Source organism: Ghiorsea bivora (assembly GCF_000744415.1).
Classification (GTDB): domain Bacteria; phylum Pseudomonadota; class Zetaproteobacteria; order Mariprofundales; family Mariprofundaceae; genus Ghiorsea; species Ghiorsea bivora.
Window position 1 is genome coordinate 95,316 of the sequence record NZ_JQLW01000005.1, and the last position, 12,063, is coordinate 107,378.

13 protein-coding genes and 3 tRNA genes are annotated in these 12,063 nt (G+C 42.5%); 5 read left to right on the forward strand and 11 right to left on the reverse strand.

All coding sequences use genetic code 11. The annotated features are described in order from the left end of the window. Positions 1-294: 294 nt before the first annotated feature. Genes DM09_RS00975 through DM09_RS00985 form a run of 3 tightly spaced genes read right to left on the reverse strand, consistent with a single transcriptional unit; the run spans position 295 to position 2,015 of the window. Complete coding sequence (locus tag DM09_RS00975; protein ID WP_038246871.1) at positions 295-612, reverse strand: hypothetical protein; 318 nt, start codon at positions 610-612, stop codon at positions 295-297. After that, positions 605-1,786, reverse strand: a complete 1,182-nt coding sequence (locus tag DM09_RS00980; RefSeq protein ID WP_038246874.1) for a site-specific integrase — start codon at positions 1,784-1,786, stop codon at positions 605-607. The genes DM09_RS00975 and DM09_RS00980 overlap by 8 nt, the downstream gene beginning before the upstream one ends. Beyond that, entirely contained in the window at positions 1,779-2,015 is a 237-nt protein-coding gene (locus DM09_RS00985) for a hypothetical protein (protein WP_038246877.1), read from the reverse strand. The genes DM09_RS00980 and DM09_RS00985 overlap by 8 nt, the downstream gene beginning before the upstream one ends. Positions 2,016-2,205: 190 nt before the next feature. Between DM09_RS00985 and DM09_RS11830 the strand changes: the two genes are divergently transcribed. Next, a complete protein-coding gene (locus tag DM09_RS11830) occupies positions 2,206-2,412 on the forward strand; it encodes a helix-turn-helix domain-containing protein (protein WP_232507727.1) in 207 nt (68 codons plus the stop codon). Between the two features lie 211 nt (positions 2,413-2,623). Here DM09_RS11830 and DM09_RS00995 read toward each other — a convergent pair. The 3 genes from DM09_RS00995 to DM09_RS01005 form a co-directional block, all read right to left on the reverse strand. After that, positions 2,624-2,699 (reverse strand) — tRNA-His (locus DM09_RS00995). A 25-nt stretch (positions 2,700-2,724) separates the two neighbouring features. Further along, positions 2,725-2,801: transfer RNA gene (locus tag DM09_RS01000), tRNA-Arg, on the reverse strand. A 31-nt stretch (positions 2,802-2,832) separates the two neighbouring features. Continuing rightward, positions 2,833-2,909: transfer RNA gene (locus DM09_RS01005), tRNA-Pro, on the reverse strand. 141 nt (positions 2,910-3,050) lie between these two features. Between DM09_RS01005 and folK the strand changes: the two genes are divergently transcribed. The 3 genes from folK (at position 3,051) to DM09_RS01020 (ending at position 6,785) form a co-directional block, all read left to right on the forward strand. Then, positions 3,051-3,560: a 2-amino-4-hydroxy-6-hydroxymethyldihydropteridine diphosphokinase gene (gene folK / locus DM09_RS01010; RefSeq protein WP_038246883.1), complete on the forward strand. Its 510-nt coding sequence runs from the start codon at positions 3,051-3,053 to the stop codon at positions 3,558-3,560. Next, complete coding sequence (locus tag DM09_RS01015; protein ID WP_038246886.1) at positions 3,542-4,192, forward strand: deoxynucleoside kinase; 651 nt, start codon at positions 3,542-3,544, stop codon at positions 4,190-4,192. Before folK ends, DM09_RS01015 begins: the two co-directional genes overlap by 19 nt. A gap of 100 nt (positions 4,193-4,292) precedes the next feature. Continuing rightward, positions 4,293-6,785: a glycogen/starch/alpha-glucan phosphorylase gene (locus DM09_RS01020; RefSeq protein ID WP_038246889.1), complete on the forward strand. Its 2,493-nt coding sequence runs from the start codon at positions 4,293-4,295 to the stop codon at positions 6,783-6,785. A 46-nt stretch (positions 6,786-6,831) separates the two neighbouring features. Here DM09_RS01020 and DM09_RS01025 read toward each other — a convergent pair whose 3' ends face one another. The 5 genes from DM09_RS01025 to glgA form a co-directional block, all read right to left on the reverse strand. After that, a complete protein-coding gene (locus DM09_RS01025; RefSeq protein ID WP_038246893.1) occupies positions 6,832-7,041 on the reverse strand; it encodes a GDCCVxC domain-containing (seleno)protein in 210 nt (69 codons plus the stop codon). Then, positions 7,019-7,183: a mercury resistance system transport protein MerF gene (locus tag DM09_RS11505; RefSeq protein ID WP_157753577.1), complete on the reverse strand. Its 165-nt coding sequence runs from the start codon at positions 7,181-7,183 to the stop codon at positions 7,019-7,021. The genes DM09_RS01025 and DM09_RS11505 overlap by 23 nt, the downstream gene beginning before the upstream one ends. A gap of 202 nt (positions 7,184-7,385) precedes the next feature. Further along, positions 7,386-7,781: a heavy metal-responsive transcriptional regulator gene (locus DM09_RS01030; RefSeq protein WP_038246896.1), complete on the reverse strand. Its 396-nt coding sequence runs from the start codon at positions 7,779-7,781 to the stop codon at positions 7,386-7,388. Positions 7,782-7,828: 47 nt separating this feature from the next. Further along, the gene (locus DM09_RS01035) at positions 7,829-8,764 is read right to left on the reverse strand and encodes an ROK family protein (protein ID WP_038246898.1); all 936 of its coding nucleotides are present in this window, start codon (positions 8,762-8,764) and stop codon (positions 7,829-7,831) included. Continuing rightward, positions 8,757-10,214 carry a glycogen synthase GlgA gene (gene glgA, locus DM09_RS01040; RefSeq protein ID WP_038246901.1) on the reverse strand — a complete coding sequence of 486 codons (1,458 nt, stop codon included), beginning with the start codon at positions 10,212-10,214 and terminating at the stop codon, positions 8,757-8,759. Before glgA ends, DM09_RS01035 begins: the two co-directional genes overlap by 8 nt. Positions 10,215-10,377: 163 nt before the next feature. On the opposite strand from glgA, the gene pgi reads away from it, so the two are divergent. Beyond that, positions 10,378-12,021, forward strand: a complete 1,644-nt coding sequence (pgi, locus tag DM09_RS01045; RefSeq protein ID WP_038246904.1) for a glucose-6-phosphate isomerase — start codon at positions 10,378-10,380, stop codon at positions 12,019-12,021. The last annotated feature ends 42 nt before the right edge of the window (positions 12,022-12,063 follow it).

Sequence of the window (12,063 nt, forward strand, 5' to 3'; positions counted from 1 at the left end):
GACAACTTGGTTTACATCATCCTCCTTAAATTACAATGCCTTTACTCCATTAAGCTTATCCCCCCCTAGCGGTCAGCAACTACAGACACCTTTCTTGTATCAAAATACACTTGGTTCAATTCATACATTTGATTGAATAAATCACCCGCCATTGCTCGAATTCGCGCTTGCTTCTCAAGCTTATAATATTTGATGTAATTCGATCGCACTCAATCTTGGACAACTTCATGATTACCCTTGATGTTCACATCCCGTTATCACTTGAAACATCAAGGGCAAATGAAATTAATCTTACTACTGATTAGGATATTCAGCGACGCGCTGCCAATCTCGATGTCCATAATAGTCGGTAATCGTTAAGTTAATATCCAATGCCATTTTACCAGACAAACAAAACAGCTCAGATGATGATGTTGGTGCCGTACTGGTGTAATGAACCCAAAACACCTCAACCCATAGCGCAACTGCCTCTGTGCCTGAGCGAGCTTGAGGAAAACCAAGTGCAGCTCCAAAATTAAAAATAGGTGAAGCGTGTAACGATAACATTATGCTTGCTGTCAAATCTTTCACCAATTCATAATGGTCTTGATATTTTTCTTTATATTCATTCATGGCTGTTCTCCTCTGTACTGTGTTGCGCCAATAATCGTTCAAAAGCTGATCCATCTTGTCGAGTCAGGTTAGGGATATATCTGGAGTATGTGCGAAACAGCATCTCACTGGTGGTATGCCCCATCTGTCTAGCAATCCATTCAGGGCTTTCACCTGCTGCTAGCCACAAGGTCGCTGCTGTATGCCGTGTTTGATAAGGTCGCCTAGCCCTTAGCCCTAAGTGTCTAAGCAGTGGATGCCAGACACGACGCGTAACATTGCGGTGCATTAAAGAACCACCCTTACTGTTGCAAAACACAAAAGGCATATCACCCGTGGCTTCTTGCTGTTGCTTTAACGCTTGAAAAACTGTCTCCGACATATCAATCGCCCGATATGAGCCATCATTCTTGGTATAAATCAGCTCATCCATCACCAAGGCTTGGCGAATAAGAATTTGTCGCCGCTCAAAGTCCACATACTGCCATTGCAGCCCATCAATTTCTGATGTTCGCATGGCTGTGAAGAAACGAACCGTATAATAATTCTTAAAGTCAGGGCGGACATGCTTTAAAATCAACATCACTTCTTCAAGTGTAAACGGTTCAACATCCGTGCGTGGAACTTTGAGAGACTTGATTCCATGATAAGCCGAGCTAAACTCAAACCTGTTAGCTGCTTCATTGAGTATCATGCGCAATGGCGTCATGATATGGTTAATTCGTGATGCTGACAGAGACTTTCCACTTCGGTTCTGAACTTTGGCGAGAGAAGACCGAAATGCGAGAATATCTGTTTTGGTGATGCAGCTAACGCCTTTTTCTCCAAACCATTCTAATAAATACTGGTCTAAAATATCTTTTACCCCAAGCTTATGGGTCTTGCGCCACTGAATACTCATTTCATCATACCAAAGTGCCGCAAACTCTTTGAATGTTGGCGAATTTGACAGACGCGTTTGGATTCTACTTTGCTGATGTTCAAATTGTTGAACACGCGGACTATTGGGAAAATAATCAGCATAATTAAATGTTCCCAAAGTCATCTCAGCTTCCATTTTATCCAAAACCCGCTGAAGTTTCTTACGGTTAGCGGGAGTATCCGTGAGTTGTGTATATTCCCTGCATCGCCGACCCATATATTGAAAATCAAAAAAAAGTTTTTTGTTATTACTCCGAGCTCTCACACTAGCCATGACAAACACCCCCATTCCCCATAGGGATCATATTAGCCTGAGCGTTGGATTGACTAAACATATCCTGTTCAATCGTTTCCCAAATGTATAAAATCTTTCTGCCACCAAATGGACGAAAATAATGAACACCTTCGAGCAGCACAGAATCTTTAAGGCTGTCGCGAATCGTTCTTGGGTCATATTTTATCCTTTGTGATAGTTCTTCTGTTGTTAAGTATGTTTCATTCATCATTGACTCCAATGTAATTAGTATTCATATGAATGTTTATTTATTCATATATGAAATATTGTATCACATAATTCCTTCGTGTCAAATGTGATATTAATTATTCTTATATGAATAATTTTGACACATTACTAATTAATTATAATTATGTGACTTGTTAGAGGTAACTATGATTAGAATTCGATTAACTCAAATGTTGGATGACAAAGGCTTTTCTGAAAAAAGAAAAATACCGCTCAAAGAGGTAGCAAAAAAAACTGGGCTGTCACAACCTACGCTTTCGAGAATATCCAATATCCCTGGTTATAATACAAACACGGATACAATAAACGCATTATGTAAATACTTTGAGTGCTCTCCAGGTAAACTATTGGAATTTTATCCAGACGAACCAGAGTAGGCGTTGGAGCCTTAATTTATCAACAATAGAGTTTAAAATTGTAGGCTAATACTCAAGTTGTTTGCTCAGGTATTATTAAAGCAATGATTTTTGGGCTCTATTAGGGCCCTGCTAAGGCCCCAGCGAAAAAGCATAAAAAAGAGCATTCTTTGACAGATGCCAAAAAACGCTATAAGTTAATGATTATAAAGAATTAAATGAGAACAGAAACTGGGGTGGACGACGGGGCTCGAACCCGCGACCACCGGCATCACAAGCCGGGGCTCTACCAACTGAGCTACGTCCACCATAGTTCTTGAAACGGTTGCCGAATGGCGCGCCTAGCAGGATTCGAACCTGCGGCCTACGGATTAGAAGTCCGTTGCTCTATCCAGCTGAGCTACAGGCGCTTAATTCCAGCAGACCAAGGTTGTTTTTAAATGGTCGGGGCGGGGTGATTCGAACACCCGACCCTCTGGTCCCAAACCAGATGCGCTACCAGGCTGCGCTACGCCCCGACATTTAAAACTTCTCCCAACTTTGGAAGGCGGCGAAACTTAGGGATTAATTACCTATCCGTCAACCGCTTTTTATCCCTTGCAATATCCAGCGCGATTATGAATAGTCAGTCTCACTGATTAATAAAGGAGAAGTTCTCTGTGAACAGTGCTTTTATTGCCTTGGGTGGAAACCTTGGCGATGTAAAACAAACATTCCAAACAGCTTGTGATGCATTAAAGGAAACATGCAACATTATTGCAATATCTAAACTTTATCACACACCTGCCTTAACCATGCCAAACAGCGACCCTCAACCAGACTATTGGAATGCAGCGATTCATGTGCATACGCAACTGCCTGCCCCCACCCTACTGGCTGAACTGCATCGGATTGAAGCCTTGCATCATCGCAAACGCATTGAACACTGGGGTTCACGAACATTAGACCTTGATTTAATTACTTATGAACAGCGCATATCAACACAAGCCGACTTAAAACTACCCCATCCTGAAACACAATCTCGGCTGTTTGTCTTACAGCCACTCATGGACATTGCGCCATTCTGGGTACATCCTGTCACTGGGGAGAGTCTCTCTACAATGATAACAAACCTTACGGATGCGGGTGAAAAGCTGCACAAAGGAGAAGCATGGCAACTTCAGCATTAAACCTCAACCACATTGCTATTGAAGGTGGTATTGGTGTAGGCAAAACAACTTTAGCCCAAGGATTAGCAAACAAACTCAATGCAAGCTTGCTGCTAGAAGACATTGATGACAACCCCTTTTTGGAGCTGTTTTATCAAGATCCTGAGCGACATGGTTTGTCCGTTCAGTTATCTTTTTTATTTTCTAGGCTCAAGCAATGGCAAAGTTTAGCCCAGCAAAACCTCTTTCAATCCATGATGATTAGTGATTATATTTTTGCCAAAGACAGGCTTTTTGCCATGACCAACTTATCTGATGAAGAATTCACCTTGTATAACCAAGTGGCGCAAGCTGTAACCATTGATTTGCCCAAACCTGACCTCGTGGTTTACTTACAATCTTCACCTGAAGTTGCCCTTAAACGCATACAGCAACGTAATCGTAACATGGAGAAAGGTGTGAACTTGGACTACCTCAAACAAGTCACAGAGACTTTTGATAAGTTTTTCTTTCACTACCAAGAAACACCTTTATTGGTAGTCCAAACCGACCGTATTAATTTTTCTGAACACCCAGAAGCATTGGATATGTTGATTGCACGCATCCAACACATGGGTAGAGGCACAGAATTTTGGGCTGATTACACCGATTAAAGCATTGTCTAACTTATCAAGTCACCTTTTCTTTTGACTTGCACCATCAGCTTAGACAGCCTGTCAGCCCTCATTTATAGGCATGATAAAGGAAACCACTATGTCAAAAGCTCAACCTCACATCCGCTCCATCACTGAAGTTCCCCGCGTTGGTCAAAGCAGTGATGACTTAATCCAAGGAATACAACGTCATTTCTTGCGCACATTAGGCTTAAGCGAAGCGTGTATTTCAGATCATTATAAGTATCAAGCCTTGGCTTTAACAATCCGTGACCGCTTGATGGAAAACTGGCGCGACACCAAAGAAGCAGTGCAAGAAACCAATGGTAAACGAACTTATTATTTGTCTTTAGAGTTTTTGATAGGCAGAGCTTTGGGCAATGCTATTTTAAACCTTGGTCTAAATGAGCAAACCACCAAAGCCTTACATGACTTAGGTATTAATTGCGAAGAAATGATTGAAGCTGAACATGATGCAGGTTTGGGCAATGGTGGTTTAGGTCGGTTGGCTGCATGTTTTATCGATAGCTGTGCTACCTTACAACTGCCAGTGACAGGTTATGGTATTCGCTATGAATATGGCATGTTTCGTCAAAGTATTGTCAATGGTTTTCAACAAGAAGCTCCCGATCACTGGTTGCGTGAAGGTAATATCTGGGAAATGGAACGCCCTGAATATACACAGGCTGTGCATTTTGGTGGTTATTCAGAAACATACCATGATGACAATGGAAATATGCGCTTACGCTGGGTAAACACCAACGATGTATTGGCAGTACCCTTTGATACCCCCATACCAGGCTACAAAAATGGTACCGTAAACACACTACGTCTTTGGAAATCTACTGCCACTGACGAATTTGATTTGGGTGAGTTTAATGCAGGTGATTATGCGGGGTCTGTGGCACAAAAAAATAATGCCGAACATATTTCCATGGTCTTATACCCCAATGATAGCAACGAAAATGGTAAAGAATTACGCCTGCGCCAGCAGTATTTTTTGGCATCGGCAAGCATTAAAGATGTGATTCGCCAATGGGTGGAAGTCAATGGCGAAGATTTCACTCACTTTGCAGCTAAAAACTGTTTTCAACTCAATGATACCCACCCTACGGTATCGGTAGCCGAATTGATGCGAATTTTGATGGATGATTATTGGTTAACATGGGATGATGCATGGGAGATTACCCAAAATACCATGGCATACACCAACCATACTTTGCTTCCCGAAGCTTTGGAGCGTTGGCCCGTACATTTATTTAGCCGCTTATTGCCACGTGTATTGGATATTATTTATGAAATCAATGCCCGTTTCCTTCAAGATTTAGCAAAAAAATACCCTGGTGATGTTGCGCGCCAACGCCGTATGTCTATCATTGAAGAGAGTGATGTGCAGCAAGTGCGCATGGCATATTTGGCGATTGTTGGTTCTTTTTCAATCAATGGTGTGGCGCAATTGCATTCAGATCTGTTGGCAGAAGGTTTATTCAATGATTTCTACCAATTATGGCCTGAAAAGTTTAACAACAAAACCAATGGTGTGACCCAACGCCGTTGGATGGCATGGTGCAATAAACCATTGAGCAAGTTGATTACAACACATATTGGTGATGGCTGGATAACCCAATTGGATGAATTAAAACAGCTTGCACCATTGGCTGATAAACCTGCATTCCGCAAACAATGGGCTGCATGTAAACTTGAAAACAAAGAACGTTTGTCTGCTGTGGTTAAAGATGTTTGCGGGGTTGCTTTTAGCCCGACTGCTATGTTTGATATTCAGGTCAAACGTATCCATGAATACAAACGCCAGTTGTTGAATGTATTACATGTGATTCATTTGTATGACCGCATCAAACGCGGTGACACGGATAATTGGACCAATCGCTGTGTATTGATTGGGGGCAAAGCTGCACCTGGTTATTACATGGCAAAACAAATCATCAAATTAGTGAGCAATGTTGCCGATGTGGTGAACAGTGACCCTGATGTGGGTGACAAACTTAAAATGGTTTTCTTCCCAAATTACCGTGTATCCGCGATGGAAGTGATTGCACCTGCTGCCGATTTATCTGAGCAGATTTCAACTGCGGGCAAAGAAGCATCGGGCACGGGCAACATGAAGTTTATGATGAATGGTGCATTAACCATTGGTACATTGGATGGTGCAAACATTGAAATTCGTGAAGAAGTTGGCGATAAAAACTTCTTCTTGTTTGGTTTAACTGCCGAAGAAGTCGAAGCCTCACGCGGTAATTATAATCCCAATACTATTATTGAAGCTGATGATGACTTTAAGCGGGTGATGAACTTGATTGAATGTGGGCATTTCAGCCAATTTGAACCGGGTTTATTTACTTCCATTACAGGGGCAATTCGTTGCAATGATGACCCATGGCTCACGGCTGCAGATTTCCGCTCATACATTGAAGCCCAACAAAAAGCATCCATGGCATATCAAGACAAAGAGCAATGGACAAAAATGAGTATTTATAACACTGCATACAGTGGCAAATTCTCAACAGACCGTACCATGCACGATTACAATCGTGATATTTGGAAGTTGAAGCCCGTCAAACCACAAACGTCCTGAACCAACCCCACAGGTTAAGCATAGTTAACTCAATACTTCAAGCAGCTTAACAAGCTGCCTGTTGCTGTATGGGCGGGCATGGCACATCGCCATAAGAGCAGTATACACAGCAGTCCCCTACTTTGGGTTTAAGCACAACATGGCAAGCCGTACACTCATAAAACCATTGGCAAGCATCTGTTGGCATGGTTTCCTGTTTACTAAAGCCACATTCTGGGCATGTAATGGTTGAATTAGGAATAATTTCTTTTGTCATGATCATTCTCCTTTGATGAACCTTTGTTCCATAAAACATACAAAAACAAAGCTGTAAAAAATACCGATAAGGGTAATAAAACAACATCCAAGTAACCCACCCAAACTGAAAGAACAATACCTGCCAATAGCATAATTGCCATAACAGCCCGTACCCAAAACCATGTTACTTGGGGAGGTATACAACCCTGGTCAGCGCATCTTTTTTATGATTGCCCATGCTGCCAGCCGAGCCAAAACAACAAAACAAAGGACGAAACGGTTCAAAAAGCATAAAATACGATGCTAAGCCCCCTGCAAAAACAGCCCCAAACAATGATGTTTTCTGGCTGGATACCGTGTGAATTATTCATGATCGTGCGCCATCGCATTTAAAATCGGACACAAATCACCCTTATCTTTTTGCTCACATTGCTCTGCAAGTTCGAGTAATACATGCTGCATGCGTAAAAGACTTTGAATACGCAAAGCAATTTCACCCGCTTTGTTCGTAGCAATTTGGCGCACTTCTTCACAATTGCTTTCTCCCGAACGCAATGACAAAAGTATTTTGATTTCTTCAAGGGTAAAACCAAGTGTTTTAGCATGTACAATAAATAATAATCGTTTGGCATCTGCTGCCGAATAAATACGGTAATCTGATGCTGATCGCTTAGGTTTGCTTAATAAACCTCGCCTCTCATAATAACGAATAGTATCAATATTAACGTTTGTTTTTTTTGCTAGCTCACCAATTTTCATGCTGCAATGATAAACCATAAAGTATGGTCAAGGGTCAACCTATTTGTTTAAACCCTATATTTTATTAAAGAAGAAGCTCCCAAAAGACCTGCATTATCTTTAAGTGCCGAAGGCAAAATGCGTACTTTGTTTTGTTGCGGTGGAATGAGCTGTGCATTCAGTGCATTCATCATGCTTGGGTGCAGCATGTCCCATGCGCCAATCAACCCTCCACTGATGGTGACGGTATGAATATCTAAGAGTTTGATGGCTTCGGCAATGGCTCGCCCAAGATAAGTGCCTGCGCTTTCGATGATGGCCTTGGCTTCTTTGTTTCCCTGCATGGCGCGTTCAAAAACGACTTTTGTTTCAAGTTTTTCACCTGAAATCTCAGCATATCGTGTGCTGATTGCTGTGGCTGAGGCATAAGCTTCAACACAACCATGATGACCACAGCCGCAAAGCCTTGCATCGTCATCATGCTCCACGCGCAAATGCCCAAACTCCATCGCCATGCCACTTTCACCTGTGTAAGGCTGATTGTTGAGGATTAAACCACCACCAATGCCTGTGCCAAGTGTGATATGTAATAGGTTATTCATGCCTTTGCCTGCACCAAAACTTTGTTCGCCAATGGCAGCACATAAGGCATCATTTTGCGCAAATACAGGCATGCTGAGCTGTTGGGATAATGATTCGGCAAGCTTGAAATTGTGCAGTTGTGGAATATTGGGTGAGCTGGCTAAGATACCTGAATCACCCATGAAAAATCCTGGGAAACCGATGCCCAAACCAATGATATTCACATCCAACAGTGGTTTAGCAGCTTGGCTGATGGTATTCACAATAGCTTGCGCTGCTGCTTCACTGGAAAGCCCTGACAGTTGGCTAAACTGGGTTTGCACACGGACTTCTTGCACGATATGACCACCCGCTTGCACTCGCGCCAAACGTAAATTCGTGCCGCCAATGTCTGCGGCAAGTACATCACCCGCATTAGTCATCCAAAAGCTCAGTGTATAGCTGCACATAAGCCTCTGCTGAAGCTTGCCATGATGAATCACGTTTAAGCGCACGGCTGCGAATACGTGCCCATGTTGCTGGTTTCTGGAATACAGCAACAGCTTGTTCGACCGCAACATCAAATGCTTGCGGGGTGGCATCTTCAAAATGAAAACCTGTGCCTTGCTTGGCATTTTGATTGTAGTCCACCACGGTATCTTTTAAACCGCCAGTGGCGCGAACAATAGGGATATTTCCGTAGCGCATTGCCATCAATTGCCCAAGTCCACACGGTTCAAAACGCGATGGCATGAGAAACATATCACCCGCCGCATAGATTTCGCGGGCAACACTTTCGCTAAACCCTTGATAAAAATACATTTGCGTCGGATTGGCAGCGGCAAGTGCTGTGAGTGCTGCTTCGCTACCTGTATCACCTGAACCAAGAATAGCCAACTGATAACCACGGTCTAACCATGTTTGGATGTTGGTAAGCAACAAATCAATGCCTTTTTGCTCAGCAAGGCGTGAAATCAAGGTTAATAGCGGTACTTTGGCATCCACAGTTAAACCCGTTTGACTTTGTAATGCTTTTTTACATGCCTTTTTGCCTGTAATTTTACCCGCACCAAAGTTACTGTATATCACAGTATCAGTTTGAGGGTTCCAAGCATCCAAATCCAAACCATTCACAATACCCGATAATTTATCCGCATGATGTTGTAAAAAACCTTCAAGCTGACAACCATATTCAGGTGTCATGATTTCTTTGGCATAAGTAGGGCTAACTGTGGTTAGCGCATGGGCAGCTTCAATACCTGCTTTCATGCAGTTGATTTGACCATGAAATTCATAACCATCCATATGAAAATATTGGCTAGGTAAACCCAAACGATGAATCCATTCAGGTGGGAATATGCCCTGATAAGCAAGGTTATGAATCGTATACACCGTCTTGGCGCGGCTTAAGTTGGGATGATGAATATATTGTGTTTTTTTGAGCAACGGAACCATACCTGTTTGCCAATCATGACAATGGATAATATCCACAGGAGCATCCATTTTAGCAATGGCTTCAAGGGCAACACGGTCAAACAAGGTAAAACGAAGCAGGTTGTCTTCATACGCACCACCTGCAAGGCCATAAATGCCTTCGCGGTCAAACAAATCATCTTGCTCAACCAAAATGAACCTAAGTTTATCTACAACGGTTTCATGCAGTGGACACTGACGCTGAAAACCATCCACCCACATTTCAATACTGATGTTGAGTGGTTGGGTTGCAACATTGTTTTGATTTAGGTGTTGACGATAAAATGGTAGAATCACCGTCACCTGATGCCCCAAACTTTGCAACGCCAGAGGCAAGGAACCTGCCACATCCGCAAGTCCTCCTGTTTTAGCAAGTGGTGTTGCTTCAGATGCAATAAATACAATGTTGAGTTGCCCCATGTTTACCTCCAAATCCTTCAATGACAAACGCACTTTAACAGATAAGTTTATTTTTTTCTTCTATCTATTACTTACATCAGAAAGGCTTTATAAACATTAGCTTTTATCTCTGTTTTAAGCTAAGTTGCACCTGTGATACAGTTTTTTTATTTGGAGGAACGGGATGTCTAAGTTAACACAAATGGCAAGCTGGAAAGCATTGGAAGCGCATGCACAAGAGATGAAAAAAGTACACATGCGCGACTTATTTGCCCAAGATCCCCAACGCTTTGAGAAATACTCCTTAAAACTCAATGATATCTTGGTGGATTATTCCAAGAATATCATGAACGAAGAAACTAAAACCAAACTTTTGGATTTGGCGCGTGAGCGTAATCTCGAAAGCTGTATTGAACGTTTATTTTCCGCAAAAAAAGTTAATATCACAGAAAACAGATTGGTACTGCACACAGCTCTGCGTAACCGCTCCAACCGCCCTATGATTGTTGATGGTGAAGATGTGATGCCTGATATTAATCGTGTACTGGCGCGTATGCGCAAACTTGTGGATACCGTGCGTTCAGGTGAATGGTTAGGCAGCACGGGAAAACCCATTACAGACATTGTAAACATTGGTATTGGTGGCTCAGATTTAGGGCCTGTGATGATGACAGAAGCACTCAAACCTTATGGGCGGGCTGGCGGGCTGGATATTCACTTTATCTCCAATGTCGATGGAACACATGCCGTTGAAGTATTGCGCCATTTACACAGGGAAACCACGCTGTTTGTCATCGCATCCAAAACATTCACCACCCAAGAAACCATGACCAATGCAAGAACGGCCCGCGATTGGTTTCTAACCCGTGGCGGCACATTACAAGCCGTATCCAAACACTTTATTGCCGTATCCGCCAACACCAAAGCCGCGACCAACTTTGGTATAGACCCTGAAAATATTTTTGAATTTTGGGATTGGGTAGGTGGTCGCTATTCATTGTGGAGTGCAGTGGGTTTATCCACAGCATTGTATATTGGTATGGACAATTTTGAGGCATTGCTTGAAGGCGCACATGAAATGGACGAACATTTCAGAACCGCCCCCTTAGAAGAAAATATACCTGTGATACTCGCCATGCTTGGCATTTGGTACAACAACTTCTTTGATGCAGATTCCCATGCCTTATTGCCGTATGACCAATATATGCATCGTTTTTCTGCTTATGTACAGCAATTGGACATGGAAAGTAATGGTAAAAAAGTCACCACCGACGGTGAACAAGTGGATTACTCCACAGGGCCAATCATTTGGGGTGAACCAGGTACCAACGGGCAACATGCCTTCTATCAACTGATTCACCAAGGTACCAAACTTGTACCTTGTGATTTTATTGCTCCGATTGAAACCAAAAACCCAGTCGGTCGCCATCATCCTATCTTATTAACCCACTTCTTTGCCCAAACAGAAGCCTTGATGCTGGGTAAAACTGAAGAAGAAGTACGCCAAGATTTAAGAAATAAAACAGAAGAAGAAATCGAAATGTTACTGCCGCACATGGTCTTTGAAGGCAACCGCCCCACCAACTCCATCTTATTCCAAATGTTAACCCCCAAAACATTAGGTAGCTTGATTGCCATGTATGAACAAAAAGTGTTCGTACAAGCCGAAATCTGGGGCTTAAATGCTTATGACCAATGGGGTGTTGAGCTTGGCAAAGTATTAGCGAAGAAAATCTTGGCAGAACTTGATGATTACGATGAAGTGACCAGCCATGATTCATCAACCAATGGTTTGCTGAACTATTATAAAGATAATCGTAAAGAATGATTGTTTAAATGTTTGGCTGCATATAAAAAAACACATACTTTA